The sequence below is a fragment of the Desulfurella sp. genome, assembly GCF_023256235.1.
Classification (GTDB): domain Bacteria; phylum Campylobacterota_A; class Desulfurellia; order Desulfurellales; family Desulfurellaceae; genus Desulfurella.
In genome coordinates this window covers 75,575-91,540 of record NZ_JAGDWY010000058.1, presented here as the reverse complement: position 1 = coordinate 91,540, position 15,966 = coordinate 75,575, and the positions used below count along the sequence as shown (strand labels likewise).

Annotated in this window: 14 protein-coding genes; 7 read left to right on the top strand and 7 right to left on the bottom strand. The window is 32.9% G+C overall.

Features of this window, described 5'->3' with window-relative positions; genetic code table 11:
* Positions 1-87: 87 nt before the first annotated feature.
* From rho to Q0C22_RS06025, 5 genes are all read left to right on the top strand, one after another.
* Positions 88-1,332 (top strand): transcription termination factor Rho, encoded by a 1,245-nt coding sequence (gene rho, locus Q0C22_RS06045; RefSeq protein ID WP_291492808.1) that lies wholly within the window; start codon positions 88-90, stop codon positions 1,330-1,332.
* Positions 1,333-1,361: 29 nt separating this feature from the next.
* On the top strand, positions 1,362-2,249 hold the full coding sequence (locus Q0C22_RS06040; protein ID WP_291492779.1) for a tRNA-dihydrouridine synthase family protein: 888 nt from the start codon (positions 1,362-1,364) through the stop codon (positions 2,247-2,249).
* A 73-nt stretch (positions 2,250-2,322) separates the two neighbouring features.
* Positions 2,323-3,867 carry an acyl-CoA carboxylase subunit beta gene (locus Q0C22_RS06035; protein ID WP_291492777.1) on the top strand — a complete coding sequence of 515 codons (1,545 nt, stop codon included), beginning with the start codon at positions 2,323-2,325 and terminating at the stop codon, positions 3,865-3,867.
* 8 nt (positions 3,868-3,875) lie between these two features.
* Positions 3,876-5,429, top strand: coding sequence for an acetyl-CoA carboxylase biotin carboxylase subunit (gene accC / locus Q0C22_RS06030; RefSeq protein WP_291492776.1), 1,554 nt, complete (start codon positions 3,876-3,878; stop codon positions 5,427-5,429).
* A 20-nt stretch (positions 5,430-5,449) separates the two neighbouring features.
* Complete coding sequence (locus tag Q0C22_RS06025; protein WP_291492775.1) at positions 5,450-5,956, top strand: biotin/lipoyl-containing protein; 507 nt, start codon at positions 5,450-5,452, stop codon at positions 5,954-5,956.
* 30 nt (positions 5,957-5,986) lie between these two features.
* Here the strand turns inward: Q0C22_RS06025 and dtd are convergent, their stop codons facing one another.
* The 5 genes from dtd to Q0C22_RS06000 form a co-directional block, all read right to left on the bottom strand.
* Positions 5,987-6,424, bottom strand: a complete 438-nt coding sequence (gene dtd, locus Q0C22_RS06020) for a D-aminoacyl-tRNA deacylase (RefSeq protein WP_291492774.1) — start codon at positions 6,422-6,424, stop codon at positions 5,987-5,989.
* Positions 6,399-6,881 (bottom strand): hypothetical protein, encoded by a 483-nt coding sequence (locus Q0C22_RS06015; protein ID WP_291492772.1) that lies wholly within the window; start codon positions 6,879-6,881, stop codon positions 6,399-6,401. Before Q0C22_RS06015 ends, dtd begins: the two co-directional genes overlap by 26 nt.
* The gene (locus Q0C22_RS06010; protein ID WP_291492771.1) at positions 6,882-8,156 is read right to left on the bottom strand and encodes an ATP-binding cassette domain-containing protein; all 1,275 of its coding nucleotides are present in this window, start codon (positions 8,154-8,156) and stop codon (positions 6,882-6,884) included. It lies immediately after the preceding gene.
* 3 nt (positions 8,157-8,159) lie between these two features.
* The gene (locus Q0C22_RS06005) at positions 8,160-9,890 is read right to left on the bottom strand and encodes an ABC transporter permease subunit (protein WP_291492770.1); all 1,731 of its coding nucleotides are present in this window, start codon (positions 9,888-9,890) and stop codon (positions 8,160-8,162) included.
* A 151-nt stretch (positions 9,891-10,041) separates the two neighbouring features.
* Complete coding sequence (locus Q0C22_RS06000) at positions 10,042-11,205, bottom strand: cation:proton antiporter (RefSeq protein WP_291492769.1); 1,164 nt, start codon at positions 11,203-11,205, stop codon at positions 10,042-10,044.
* An 81-nt stretch (positions 11,206-11,286) separates the two neighbouring features.
* On the opposite strand from Q0C22_RS06000, the gene Q0C22_RS05995 reads away from it, so the two are divergent.
* Entirely contained in the window at positions 11,287-11,628 is a 342-nt protein-coding gene (locus Q0C22_RS05995) for a TraR/DksA C4-type zinc finger protein (protein WP_291492768.1), read from the top strand.
* The gene (locus tag Q0C22_RS05990; protein ID WP_291492767.1) at positions 11,591-12,298 is read left to right on the top strand and encodes a ComF family protein; all 708 of its coding nucleotides are present in this window, start codon (positions 11,591-11,593) and stop codon (positions 12,296-12,298) included. Before Q0C22_RS05995 ends, Q0C22_RS05990 begins: the two co-directional genes overlap by 38 nt.
* On the opposite strand, the gene Q0C22_RS05985 is transcribed toward Q0C22_RS05990, so the two are convergent.
* Positions 12,295-14,607 (bottom strand): NADP-dependent malic enzyme, encoded by a 2,313-nt coding sequence (locus Q0C22_RS05985; RefSeq protein WP_291492766.1) that lies wholly within the window; start codon positions 14,605-14,607, stop codon positions 12,295-12,297. The two genes, Q0C22_RS05990 and Q0C22_RS05985, sit on opposite strands and share 4 nt — an antisense overlap.
* Before the next feature lie 27 nt (positions 14,608-14,634).
* Positions 14,635-15,966: an FAD-dependent oxidoreductase gene (locus tag Q0C22_RS05980; protein WP_291492765.1), complete on the bottom strand. Its 1,332-nt coding sequence runs from the start codon at positions 15,964-15,966 to the stop codon at positions 14,635-14,637.

Below are 15,966 nucleotides of genomic sequence, written 5' to 3'. Positions count from 1 at the left end.
AAATCAAGTTTGACGCGTATAGCAAAATTAAAATAATAAAATAAATGTAAAAATAAAATAGGAGGGTATTAAAATTGCATGATGGATATCAACATTGAAGATTTAAAAAAAAAGAAAATTGTGGAATTGATAGAAATTGCAAAAGCTTTAGAGATAGCTATTGCAAGCAAAAAAAAGGAACAATTAATTTTTGAAATTACAAAAAAACTATCTGAAAAAGAAGGAATAAGCTATGGCGAAGGTGTACTTGAAATTTTACCAGATGGTTTTGGTTTTTTAAGATCTCAAAAAAATAACTATTTGCCATCCCAGAATGACATATACGTATCCCCAAGCCAGATCAAAAGATTTGCCCTAAGAACAGGTGATTTTGTTTCCGGGCAAATTAGAGAGCCCAAAGATAATGAAAAATACAGAGCACTTTTAAGAGTGGAGGCTGTAGAATTTGAAGACCCAGAACATATGAAAGAACGCGATTATTTCGATAATCTTACTCCACTTTATCCGATGGAAAGAATAAAATTGGAAGTTTCAAAAGATAACGTTGCAATGCGTGTTATGGATTTAATAACGCCTATTGGAAAAGGTCAAAGAGGTTTAATTGTTGCTCCTCCAAGAACCGGTAAAACTGTGCTTTTACAAAATATTGCAAATAGTATATCCCAAAATCACCCTGAAGTTGTAATGATGGTCTTATTAATTGATGAAAGACCAGAAGAAGTTACTGATATGGCACGCTCTGTTAAAGCCGATGTAATAAGTTCTACATTTGATGAGCCACCAGATAGGCATATACAGGTTGCAGAAATTGTTTTAGAGAGAGCAAAAAGACTTGTCGAAAGAAAGCTTGATGTAGTAATTTTACTTGATTCAATAACAAGACTGGCAAGGGCATACAATGCAGTAATTCCGCCAAGTGGAAAAGTTTTGTCTGGCGGTTTGGATTCCAATGCTTTGCAAAAACCGAAAAGATTTTTTGGAGCAGCTAGAAATATTGAAGAAGGCGGTAGTTTAACAATTATAGCAACAGCTCTTATAGATACTGGCTCGAGAATGGATGATGTTATATTTGAAGAATTTAAAGGTACAGGCAATATGGAATTACATTTGGATAGAAATTTGTCTGATAGGCGTATTTTCCCTGCAATTGATGTAACAAGAAGCGGTACAAGAAAAGAAGAACTGCTTATACCAAAAGAAGATTTGAATAGGCTGTGGATATTGCGAAAAGTACTTATGGAAATGAACGATGTAGATGCCATGACATTTTTACTTGAGAAGCTTTCAAAGACGCAAAGCAATAAAGAATTTTTAGAATCTATGAATAGATGATTTTTTCATCTAACTATTTTTTAGCCCCTATGGCATCGTATACAGATAAACCTTTCAGAAAAATAGCCAAAGATTATGGGGCAGGTTTGACCGTTAGCGAACTAATATCTATTAACTCTATATACTACAATAACCCTAAGGCATTTGCTTTAGCAAAACGAAATGATAATGAAATACCCTTTGCTATCCAACTTTTTGGGTATGATATAGATCTGTTTATAAAAGCTGCAGCAAAGATAGAATCAATGTGCGATATCATAGATATCAATGCAGGCTGTCCCGTCCCAAAAGTTTTAAAGGCAAAAGCAGGCGCATATTTGTTAAAAGAAAAAAAACATCTTATAAGTATTGTGGAATCACTTAAAAAATACATTAAAAAACCAGTTAGTGTTAAAGTCAGAATGGGGTTTGATAATGATAACATAAATACGATAGATTTTTATAAAGATCTGGAAAATGCAGGCTGTGACATGGTTACAATTCATGCTCGTTTAAGAAATGGTTTTTATAACTCAAATGTTGATTATGAACATATTGCTCTTGTTTGCAGTCACTTAAAAATACCTGTTGTGGCAAATGGAGGTATTGATTCTTACGAAAAATTAAAAGAAGTTAAAAGGATTACAAATTGCAAGTATTTTATGATAGGACAGGCTGCTTTAAAAAAGCCTTTTATTTTTGAAGATTTATTAAACAAAAAAGACAGCATAAGAAATATTGATTTTATAAAAAATCTTATGTTAAACCATTTTGCTCTTATGATTAAAGAGTATGGAGAAAATGCACATAAATTATTCAGAAAATTTGCACATCAATATTTAAGCGGATATAAAAATGCAAAGTTAATTAATTCTCGTATAAATAATAGTAAAAATTCACAAGAAATTTTTAGCATTATTAATTCCATAAATAAGTAAAAATATTGACAAAATTTAATAAACTTAGTATAAATTAAAAAGAGTGTATTTTTTTATATATTAGGAGGAGTAAATGAAGAATAAGCTTAAGGAATTAAAAGAGAAAGAACAAGAAGCAGAAATTGGTGGTGGTTTGCAACGTATTGAAAAACAACATGCTCAAGGCAAATTAACAGCAAGGGAAAGACTGAATTTATTGCTTGATGAAGGCAGTTTTGTTGAATTAGACAAATTTGTTGTCCACAGATGCACAGATTTTGGAATGGACAAGCAAAAAATTTATGGTGATGGTGTGGTTACTGGCTATGGAACAATAGATGGCAGATTAGTATATGTATTTAGCCAGGATTTTACTGTTTTTGGTGGATCGCTTTCAAGCATGCACGCAAAGAAAATTTGTAAAATAATGGATTTAGCTGCTAAAACTGGTGCCCCTGTAATTGGTTTAAATGATTCTGGTGGTGCTAGAATTCAAGAAGGTGTAGAATCACTTGGTGGTTATGCTGATATATTTTTGAGAAATACACTGTTTTCTGGTGTTGTGCCGCAGATCTCTGTTATTATGGGCCCAACTGCAGGTGGTGCGGTTTATTCTCCCGCTGTGACAGATTTCACAATAATGGTGAAAAATACAAGTTTTATGTTTATAACAGGTCCAGATGTAATAGAAGCAGTAACAGGTGAAAAAATAACCAAAGAAGAGCTTGGTGGTGCAGAAGCTCATACTACCAAGACGCAGGTTGCACATTTTGCTGCAGAAAATGATGAAGATGCATTGATGCTTGTTAGAGAATTATTACAATTTATACCTCAAAATAATATGGAAGAGCCACCATTTGTGCCAACAGATGATCCAATAAATAGAAATGAAGAGTCAATTTATGATCTTATACCATCTGACCCAAATAAACCTTATAATATAAAAGACCTGATTAAAAAAGTAGTTGACGAAAATTATTTCTTTGAAATTCAAGAAAATTATGCAAAAAATATTGTAATTGGTTTTGCAAGGCTTGGAGGCAGGAGCGTTGGAATTGTAGCTAACCAGCCAATGTATTTTGCAGGTGCTCTTGACTATAAGGCAGCTATTAAAGCTGCAAGGTTTGTTAGGTTTTGTGATGCGTTTAATATTCCAATTATTACTTTTGAAGATCAGCCAGGATATATGCCAGGTGTTGCTCAAGAACACAATGGCGTTATAATCCATGGTGCAAAATTGCTTTATGCATATGCTGAAGCAACTGTGCCTAAAATTACATTAATCGTTAGAAAAGCTTATGGGGGAGCTTATGATGTTTTAGGTTCAAAGCATTTTAGAGCAGATATAAACTATGCTTACCCTATAGCAGAAATTGCTGTTATGGGACCAGATGGTGCAGTTAATATATTGTTTAGAAGGGAAATTCAGGAGGCAGAAAATCCTGTAGAAAAGAAAACAGAGATTGTAAAGATGTATAGAGAAAAATTTGCAAACCCATACATTGCGGCATCGCTTGGATATATTGATGAAATAATCGATCCAGCTCAAACCAGATTAAAACTTATTCAAGCTTTAGAATTGACTAAAAACAAAAGAGAATCAAATCCACCCAAAAAACATGGCAATATTCCACTATAGGAGGAAAAATGGTTACTTATAAAAAATTTAAAAAAGTATTGATTGCAAATAGAGGAGAAATAGCTGTGAGAGTATGCAGAGCCTGTAGAGAAATGGGTATTACAACAGTAGCTGTTTACTCTGAAGTAGATAGGAATGCTTTACATGTTAGATATGCTGATGAAGCATACTATATCGGTCCTGCACCTGCAACTGATAGTTATTTAAGAATTGACAAAATAATAGAAGTTGCGCTTAAAAGCAATTGTGATGCGGTGCATCCTGGGTATGGTTTTTTAGCTGAAAACTCTGAGTTTGTTAATGCATGCAACAAAAATAATATTACTTTTATTGGTCCAAACACTCAATCTATGTATATTTTGGGAGATAAAACTCGCGCCAGACAAAAAATGGGTGAAGCAGGTGTTCCAATAGTTCCTGGTATAAAAGACCCTGTTAAAGATTTAAATGAAGCATTAAAAATTGCAGATGAGATTGGATATCCAATAATGTTTAAAGCTTCGGCTGGTGGTGGTGGCAAAGGTATGAGGCTTATAAAATCAAAGGAAGAATTTCAAGCTGTTTATGATTTAGCTAAAGGTGAAGCGTTAAGCGCATTTGGTGACGATAGGATGTACATTGAAAAAGCTATAGAAAAACCAAGACATGTTGAGGTTCAAATTGCACGTGATAAATATGGTACAGGCATTCATTTATTTGAAAGAGAATGTTCTATCCAGAGAAGACACCAGAAAGTTATAGAAGAATCTCCATCAATGGCAATAAACGATGAAGTAAGGCATAAAATGGGCCAAGCCGCTGTTAGAGCGGTTGCTGCTGCCAATTATGATAGTGTTGGAACGGTTGAGTTTTTAGTTGATAAAGATATGAATTTTTACTTTCTTGAAGTAAACACAAGGGTTCAGGTAGAGCATCCAGTAACTGAGCTTGTAACAGGTATTGATATTGTAAAACTTCAAATAGGTATAGCAGAAGGCAAACCTTTACCAATTAAACAGGAAGAAGTTAGACAATACGGCCATGCAATTGAGTGTAGAATCTATGCAGAAGATCCAGACAAAAACTTTATGCCATCACCTGGTATAATCGAAGGTTTAAGATTGCCTGGGGGGCCTGGTGTCAGGGTAGATACAGGAGTTTATGAAGGTGCAGAAATCCCAATATATTACGATCCTATTGCTGCAAAATTACTCGTTTGGGCTAAGGATAGGAATGCAGCAATAGCAAGAATGCAAAGAGCTTTGAGCGAATTTATTGTAAAAGGCATTAAAACTACAATTCCTTTTCATCAAAAAGTTTTAAGGAATCAAGATTTTATAGATGGTAATATAAGTACAGACTTCATAGATAAGGAAGTTTTAGAAAAACCTCAGCCAAGAGAAGGTTCTGCTGTAGCTGCGATTGCTGCTGCTGCTATTGCTGAGTTCTTAAGAGAAAAATCACTGAAAAATAAACTGTTAGTATTTAAAGAAACGTGTGGTGCCGGAAGCCCATGGAAAGAAGCAGGAAAAAGGGCTGCAATGCTTGGTTTAAGCTTTGGAGATATCTATAAAACCTCTTAAAAAATTAAAGGAGTTAAAATATGTCCTATGTAGTAAAAATGGATGATATTGAGTATAAGGTAAAAGTTAAAGAACTTGAAGCTAACAAATTTGAAGTTCATATAGACGATAAATCATACGTTGTAGATGCAAGACTAACAGAAGGTAGTGTGTATTCTTTGCTTATTAACAATGAATCTTTTGAAGCTGATGTGGATTATAAAGGTGAAAATAACTACAATGTATTAACTGAAGGCGATTTGTTTAAAATTAATGTTATAGATGAAATGAAGGCAAAATTAATTCAACGAAGAGGTGGAACAGCTGCAGAAGGTAAACAGATAATAAAGTCAGAAATGCCAGGAAGAGTAATAAGTGTAAAAGTAGCTGTTGGCGATACCGTTAAAGAAGGCGATATACTGCTAATTTTAGAAGCAATGAAAATGCAAAATGAAATTAAAGCACCAAAAAATGGAGAAGTGAAAGAGCTTTTTGTTAAAGAAGGAGAAAATATTGCTGCGGATTCAAAATTGGTGGTTATAGAATAATTAATTTTGGGCTCTATAATAAGAGCTCATTTAATTTTCAAGCATTATTGTAACAGGTCCATCATTTAGAAGTTCAATTTTCATTGAAGCACCAAAAATACCAGTTTGAGTATTTATATTATTTTTTTTGAATTCCTCTATCATTTCATTGTAAAGCTGGGAAGCGTTTTGTGGTTCCATTGCATCAAAAAAGGATGGTCTGTTGCCTTTTTTTGTATCTGCAGCAAGTGTAAATTGACTTACAAGCATTATAGAGCCATTAATATCTTTTAATGATAAATTAAATTTTTTATCACAATCTTCAAAAATTCTCAAATTGATAATTTTTTTTACCATTAAATCAATATTTAGTTTATTATCGTTTTTACAAAAACATACAAGCGCAAGTAAACCATTGCTTATTTGAGAATACAGTGTACTATCAATATAAAGTTTTGCGTAACTAACGCGTTGCAATAAACACTTCATCTAAGCTCACCTTCAATTTTTTTCCTAAATATTTTTCCAATTCTAAAATTAAATCTTTTGTATTGCTAAATTCTTTTTTATATATACCATTTTGAGTTAAAATCCTTACCAGAAAACTATCTATGCAGTATTTTATATCATTTTGATCCAGTAATTTTATTGTTTCTATAAGGAAATCATAATCAACATCAATTTGGTTTGCAACATCTATAATAAAAAAAGCTGCCATTAGTTTTTCTTTTGTGTTCAAAAATTCAAATCTATCAATTAGATAAAATTTACTAACAATGTATATATTATTTGATTCTTTAAGTTCAAAATTGAATATGTAAAGTAAATTTAATTGTTTCTTACCGTAAGCAACGGCATCAATTTTACCTTTTGGTGTAATTATTTTGACAAAATTGATATTTGGTGATCCTGTTTTTTTTACAATAATGCCATTTTCATTGATCATTTACTGCAAGCTTACCTCTTCTGTTTCACTATCATAGGCTAGTAAATCTGCAAACCTTGTCCAACTTATAAATGTTTTAAATATTTTTTCTGGATCTTCTTGAGGTAGTTTATTGCTTATTTCGTTTATTATATCTTCTTTATATAAAAATTCATTATCTGAATTTTTAACAATATCAACAAGGTGTCTTACAAGTCTTAAATCTAGAATTTCTTTTTTCCAGATTTGTTTGCGTTGTTCTATATCTGATTCAATAAATTTTCTTCCGATTGTTGTAAAAACAATGCTTCGTCTTGGTGTATCAACAAAATCCAGCAATTCTGCAGCTTTTGTAATTTTAATTATATCTCCAAATTCTCTATTGAGTTCTACCGCTATATGGAATATGTCATCATAGCCTCCATGTGAGTCCAAAAATTCCAGCAATCCGACGATTTCTCCAGGTGAGGCCTCTGGTAATGCCTCAAAAACATTTTCTTTTCTTTGTGTTTCTATGGCTTCTGGTATATCAGGTAAATCGCTTGCTGTAATAATATCATGGATGTAATCAACCATATTTAAAAAATCAATACTCCTGTAATCCCTTGGCCTGGGAAGTTTGTTTTCCAATACGGTTTTAATTTGTGTTGGTTTATCGCCAAGAACTATTATTCTATCGCTTAAATAAACAACTTCTTTGATATCATGACTTACAATGAGTATTGATTTGGGATTTTGGGTTGATTGCCAGATATCGATTAACTCAGATCTTAATGATTCAGCAACAAGTGTATCAACATGACTAAAAGGTTCGTCCATTAAAAGCAATTCAGGCTGTACAGCCAGAGCCCTTGCCACACCTACGCGCTGTTGCATACCACCTGAAAGCTCTTTTGGATATGCTTCTTCAAAACCAGCAAGACCTGTTATTTTTATTACCATGTTTGTATATTTTTCTACTTCATTTTTATCAAGATTAAGTGGTTTTAAGGCTAATTTTATATTTTCTTCAACATTAAGCCATGGCAATAAGGCAAAATTTTGAAAAACCATTGAAACGTTTGGGTTTATATCAATAACAGGTTTTCCTTTATAGAAGACGCTACCTGAAGATGGTTTTAATATGCCACAAATCATACGTAAAAGCGTAGATTTTCCAGAACCAGATGGTCCCAAAATTGATACCACTTCATTTTCAAATATGTCAAAGCTTATGTTTTTAAGCACTTCTAATGATTTTTTTGTGGATAGGCTAAAACTTTGTGAGACATTTTTTATACTGCAAATTATATCCATAACTCACCTCACTTTATAGTTTTGCGAGATCTTATAGAGGTTTTTCCATACGAGTTTATTAAAAAATACCACAGTTAGAGCCATTGTTAAAACACTGGCTGCTAAAAGCGGAATTTGTCCTGAGTTGGCTGCCTGACTGATAAGGGCTCCTATACCGGTTGTTGTTAGAGTTTGATTTTTAAATGTAACATATTCAGCTACAATAGAAGCATTCCACGCGCCACCCGCAGCTGTTATCCAGCCTGTTACAAGATAAGGAAAAATAGCTTTAAAGTAAATTGAGCTAAATCTTTCCAATAAAGATAGCTTAAAAATTTTACCCATCTCAATCATCTCAGATGGAATATTTAAAGCTCCAGCTATAACATTAAATAGGATATACCATTGTGTGCCCATCAACATCAAAATAATACTTCCATAACTTAAATTTATTTTTAGAATGTAAAATATACCTATCAAAGCAGGAAATAGCATTGGAGCAGGAAAACTAGCAGTAATTTGTATAATTGGTTGTAAGATCTTTGATAGTTTTGGAGATAAACCTAAATATATCCCAAGTGGTATTGTCCATAAAGAACCTATTAAAATTGTAATAAGTACTCGAATCAGTGTATATGAATCTGATTTAAAAATCGTATACCATGTAGTAGATGGTAGATTTTTTATCATAAAAATGATTTTATAACTGGTGTAAATAATAAAAATAACAATTGCTATTAAGATTAGATTTGCAAAAAAATTAGCAGCAAGATTTTTTTTTATTTTTTTATCTTTTTTTATTTTTGTGTTTGTTTTTAAATATTTAAATTTTTCTTCAAACCACATTGAAGTTTTTTTGTATAAATTTCTAACAAACTCAAGTATATTTGAATCAATAAGCAGGTTTAAAAACCACGATTCTTTGGGTTTTGAAGTCATAGAATATTCGATCTTAAACTTTTCAGACCACGCAACAAGTGGTTGCCATACAAATTGATCCAACATAACAATAATTATAATCATCGCTAGAATACCGTATATCATTGCAGTATAATTTCCCTGATTTGCAGCAACAGACATATAAGAACCTAAACCTTCTAATCTAAAATTTTTATTTCCAAGTGAAAATTCTTCACATACCATAAGAAAGAACCAACCGCCTGCCATACTCATCATGCTATTCCAGATAAGGGATGAAATAGTAGTGGGAAATTCTATCCATTTAAACTTTTGCCACCAGTTTAATTTATATACACTTGCAACTTCATTAAATTCTTGAGGTATACTATTTAATGTTCCATAGAAACCAAAAACCATATTCCAGACCTGACCAGTAAAAATCATTATTATGCTTGCAAGTTCAAGACCTGTATTGTTATTTGGAAATAATGCAATTAAAGCTAAAACTACAGCAGGTAAAAAGCCAAGTACCGGTATGCTTTGCAAAATATCTAATATTGGTAACAACAGTTTTTCTGCGGTTTTATTTTTATACATAAAGTACCCATAAACAATTGTAAAAACAAACGAAAAACCAAATGCAATAAGGGCTCTTGATAAAGAAAAAAGACTGTATTTGATTAATGATCCAATAGAGAGATTTATATTTGCTTCATAGTTTATATTAGATGTAGCCTGTTGTGCATAGTGTAAAATTATATACAAGAAGCTCAAAAGCAATAAAATAAATATAAAATCAGCAACCAAACTTCTTTTTTTAACAACATCAAAATTTATACTTGATAAACTTAGCATAAACTCACCCCTCACATTTGTAAGCAGATGAGTTTATGCTAAGTTTACCCATCTGCTTACATATAAGCTCTATTACACGAGTTGGGGACTTCCATTCATTAAACTCCTAAGCTTGAAACTGCTGCTAGTATAACTTAGGCTAATTTTTTTGTCAAGAAATTTTTGGACTTATAAGCTGCAAAGCAAATGGTGTAATAAGTGTAGTTAATAGAGATATTATAACAATTAAAGCGTATAGTTCATTATTTAGAATTCCACTTGTTTTTCCAATTGTAGCAAAAATTAAACCAACTTCTGCTCTTGGTATCATTGAAAGACCTATAGCTAATTTGTTATAAAAACCTCTAATAAAAAAACCGCTAACCATCTTACCTAGTATTGCTATTGTTAAAAATATAAGCAAAGAAATCAAAAGCCCGCCAAAAGTTGAAAAACTAAAATGACTTAGATTAAATGATAAACCTATATATACAAAAAAAAATGGCTCAAAAAAGTTTTGCAGTGTTTTAAGTTGCAATTTTGCTTTTTTGAATAGATTGTCCTGTTTGCTAGTTTTAGACAAATTAAGTTTTTGCAGACTGTAGCCTATAATAAATGCACCCAAAATATTTAAATGAACGAGTTTATAAGAAACAAAAGAGTATGCCATAATTGCAAAAAAAATTATTGCGCTAACATAGCTTGCGTCTTTATCAAAGCTAACATTTATTGCATTTTGTAATAAAATTTTTATAAAAGGCACCATTAAAAAAAGTATTGTAGCATACAGTATGACACTAAACGCGATTTCTAAATTTATAGTTTTTGTTTGCGCAAAATTTGATACCAAAAGCAACATTATAATGCCAATTATGTCATCTATAACAGCTGCAACTAAAACGATATTTGCAACACTTGTATGCTGTTTTTTTAAGTCCATAAAAGTTTTCAGCGTAACGCCTATGCTTGTTGCTACTAAGCTTCCTGCTAAAAAAAATGATTCATTTTGGTTGTAGTCTAAAAGTTTAGCAGTAGCGAGTGCTATAAAAAATGGTACAAAAGAGCCTATAATAGCTACAAAAACACCTTTCAAATTTGTTTTAAATCCGGACTTTAAATTTATTTCTAAACCAGATTCATAAAGCAAAAACAATATACCTATTTCTGCAAACACATAAATTATTTCATTTGGTTTAATAAGGTTAAAAACACATGGACCAAGCACTATACCTAAAGTCACATAAGTAATTAGCTGTGGTATGCCAAAAGATTGAAACCACTTTCCAAATATTTGGGTGAAAAGCAAAACCAAGCTTATAAATAATATTGATAACATAACAAAATTATAACATATACAATTTTACTTGACAAATTATAAAAATAAGCTTTAATAGTAACCAGATTTTAGGGGGTTTGTATGGACGAAAAAACCTTAACTGAACTTAAAGATAGGCTATTATACTTAAAAAGAGAAATCCAACAAAGAATAAAAGACAACAATGATCGCGTAAGAAGTTTAGAAAGTGGTGATGAAGGTGATTTTTCAAATAGTATTTCTTACAAAGACCTTACTTATAATTTGATAGAAAAAGACAGAGCTCAATTAATTGAAATAGAAGAAGCGCTTTATCGAATGGAAAACAATACATACGGTATATGCGAAAGATGTAAAGAGCCTATAGAAATTGAAAGATTAAAAGCAAAACCTACAGCAAAATACTGTGCTAAATGTAAGCATATTATCGAATCTCATAGGTAGTCTTAAAAATCTTATTTTTCCTTCAGTTTGTATTTTCTGCCAAAGACCAATTAAAAATGGCTATATTTGTAATGATTGTATGAATGATATGATATATAAAGGCCCAAGATGCGTAAAATGCTCAAAACCTGTTAATCAAAATACGCTATTATGTTCAAACTGTTCGCAAAAAACTTATTATGAAAAAGGTTTTGTGCTTTTTTCATACAACAATAAAAAAGTAGCCAGCTTGATAAAGTGGTCCAAATTTAGTGGACATTTTTACTATTTAAATGCTATAAAACATTTTAAAGAAAATATAGATTTTAGTATTTTTGATGATGTTGAAGCATTAATTGCCGTTCCCATGCATAAAGAGGATTTACAAAAAAGAGGCTATAATCAATCTCTAATAATAGCAAAAATATTAAGCAATTTATCAGATATCAGTGTATATTACGATTTTATTGAAAAAACAATACAAACAAAACCCCAGGTAGGTTTAAAAAGGCATGAGCGCCAAAGTAACTTAAAGAATGCTTTTATTTTAAATCCAAAAGTGGAGAGATTTAAAAAGGTATTAATAGTTGATGATGTTGTAACAACAGCATCAACTATTAACGAGTGCGCTAAAGTTTTATCAAGTCTTGATATAAAGGTAAACTTTTTTGCATTGGCTTCAGAGTTTTAAGAATTACCATTGCCGTTTTGTCTTTCTTTCCTTTGAGCATCAAATACAGCTAAAGCTATCATGTCTTCTATGGTTCTAACAGGTGAGCCCATCTCAAGGACATGTATACTTTTTTTAAGACCAAGCAGTATTGGTCCTATAGGGTATGCACCACCTAGCTTGTACATGAGCTTATAGGAGATGTTTCCTGCATCTAAGTTTGGAAAGATAAATACATTAGCTTCTTTGCCTTTTATTGTGTTAAATGGGTAGAATTCATCCCTTAAGGCTACATCGCTTGCAATGGTTGCCTGCATTTCTCCTTCTATTAGTAAATCCGGGTTTATTGATTTTGCTATCTCTACTGCTTTTTTTACCTTTACTGCCTCTTCTTGGTCATTGCTGCCGAAGTTTGAAAACGATAACATTGCAACAACAGCCTGTGCGTTTGTCAGGTCTGTATAGAATTTGGCTGTTTCTATAGCTATGTAGGCAAGAGTCTGAGAATTTGGATTTATGTTTACTGTGGTGTCTGCAAATAAGTATATACGGTTTTTAATGACCATTACATATACACCTGCAACAGGTACATTGGGAGATTTTTCTGTAACCTGCAAGATGGGTCTTATAACTGTTGGGTAGTTGTAGGTTTCCCCGATAAGCAATGCATCAGCATCACCTTCCCTTACCATCATAGTAGCAAATACATTGGGCCTATGGTTTATAATGTAGCCTGCCTCTTCTTTTGTTATGCCTTTTCTTTGCCTTATCTCAAGCAGCCTTTCTATATAGTGCTGTCTTTTTGGTGATTGCATCGGGTCTATGAACTCTATCTTGTCCAGAATTTTTGGATTTAACCCCAGTTCTTTTACCTTGTCTACAACAAACTCTTTGGTTCTTCCCCTTGAACCTACAAACACAGGTTTGAATATACCTTCTTCTAATGCATTTTGAACAGCTCTTAGGATATTTGGGTTTGTAGTTTCTGTGAATACCACTCTTTTTGGGTTTTCTTTGGCTTTTTCGTATATGTAGCGTGTTATTGATCTTGTCTTGTCAAGCTTTAGCTCAAGAGTTTTCTTATACTCCTGTGTATTGAAGTGTTCTATCCTTGCTACCTTAGAGTCAATTGCAGCCTGCGCAACGGCGCTTGATACGTATATTAAAGCCCTTGGGTCAAATGGCTTTGGTATGATGTAGTCTGGACCAAACTTTAAGTTTGATAAGCCGTAGGCTTTAAGTACACCTTCTGGCACATCCATTTTAGCTAGGTTTGCTAGAGCTTTTGCAGCTGCTATCTTCATTTCTTCATTTATAGCAGTAGCCATGGTATCCAGTGCGCCTCTGAATATGAAGGGAAATACAAGTACATTGTTTATCTGGTTTGGGTAGTCACTTCTACCTGTTCCTACTATAGCATTTGGGTTTGCTTCTTTTGCTTCTTCGTATGTAATCTCAGGCGTTGGGTTTGCCATGGCAAATATTATAGGGTGATCATTCATGGATTTTACCATTTCTTTTGTAAGTAGATTTGGCTGGGATAAGCCAAAGAATACATCAGCACCTTCCAGGGCTTCCTTTAGCGTTCTAACAGATAGAGTAGTTGCAAACATTTCTTTGTATGGGTTCATCCCTTCGGTTCTGCCTTTGTATATTACACCTTTTGAGTCTATCATTATGATATTTTCCCTTTTTACACCAAGGCTTACATAAAACTTGGCGCAGGCAATGCCCGCTGCTCCTGCGCCACTTATTACTACCCTTATGTTTTGTATTTCTTTTTGGCTTATTTCTAAAGCATTAAGGAGTGCTGCGCCAGAGACCACAGCTGTACCGTGCTGGTCATCGTGGAATACCGGTATGTTCATTTTCTTTTTAAGTTCATCTTCTATGTAAAAGCATTCTGGGGCTTTTATGTCTTCAAGGTTAATACCGCCAAATGTTGGCTCCATGGCAGCTACAATTTCTATGATCTTGTCCGGGTCTTTTTCATTTAGCTCTATATCAAATACGTCTATATCTGCAAACTTCTTAAACAAATTACCCTTTCCTTCCATTACTGGCTTTCCAGCTAGCGCTCCAATATCGCCAAGGCCAAGTACAGCTGTGCCATTTGTTACAACAGCTACAAGGTTTGATTTTGTGGTGTATTTGTATGCATCCTGCGGATTTTCTTTTATCTGCATGCATACTTCTGCAACACCTGGTGTGTAGGCAAGTGATAGATCCTTTTGACTGTTAAATGGCTTTGTGTACCTTACTTCTATCTTACCCGGTTTTTCCAGGCTATGGTAATCTAGTGCTTCTTGCTTTAGGGTTTTGTCTTGCATCAATTTTCCTCCTTAATAATATTCAACTTATTTATCTGCTTGTGTTGCACAAATAAGTACAGCATCCCAAACCGCACTGTAAGGTGGCGAGTATGCAAAATCTAAATACTTAACTTCGCTAACTTTTAAATTTGCATATATTGCAACAGACAAAGCATTAATCCTTAAAATTCCATCGTAAGAACAAATTTGAGCACCAAGCAGCTGTTTTGTTTTTATATCGCTTATAAGTGAAACTATTATTTCCTTATTGTTTGGTAAATAATGTGCTTTTTCATTTGCAACAATAGTTGTAATTTTTGGTTCAAATCCAGCATCTTGTGCTTGTTTTAGGCTTAATCCAGTTTTTGCTATGCCAAGATCAAACAATTTAAACACAGAAGTACCTGTTATACCTTCAAAGACCTCATTGCCACCTGTTGCGTTTATGCCTGCAATACGACCTTGCTTGTTTGCATTTGTGCCCAGAGGAAAATAGGTGTTTTTCTTTAATATTTTATGATAAATAGCTGCACAATCTCCGCAGGCAAAAACATCTTCAATATTAGTTTTCATTTTTTGGTCAACATCTATTGCATTGTTTGAGAAGAAGTTTAAACCACTACCAACCAAAAAATCTGTATTTGGTTTAAACCCAGTTGATACATTAACAACATCACACTCAAATGTGCCTTTGTTTGTTATCACCTTGAGAGGTGAATCTATTTTTTCTATATCAACAGAACAAATTAGCTTTACGCCATTGTTTTGTAATTCTTCAATAGCCTTTTGTCTTATTTCATCAGTATATTCTAGCAAAATATTATCTAATTTTTCTAAAATTATAACTTCTAAGCCGCGTTTTTTTAAATTGTCTGCAAGTTCTAAATTGATAAATCCCCCACCTATAAGAACTGCTTTTTTACAATTTTCGCTTATTAGATATTTGTTTAGTTTTCTTCCATCCTCCAATGATTTTAGGGAAAAAACGCCTTCGTTTGTTATTCCATTGATAGGTGGCAAGTTACTTTTTGCCCCTGTAGCAATAATTAATTTATTATAGTTAAGCTCATATTGGTGGTTTGAGAGATTATTTTTCACCAAAACTACGCGTTTTTTTGTATCAATACCAATTGCTTCTTCATTTAGCCTTAAATCTATGTTTCGCTTCTCTCTAATTTCTTTCGCGCTTAGAGCTATAACTTCTTCCATATCTTTTTTTAAGCCTATTATATATGGCATACCGCAAGCACCGTATGAAACATCCTGAGTTTTTTCAAGCATAATAACATGTGCGTCTTTTTGTCTTCTTTTTGCCTGACTTGCAGCGCTTGCACCAGCTGCATCTGCTCCTATTACAACAATCTTTGTTGCTTCCAT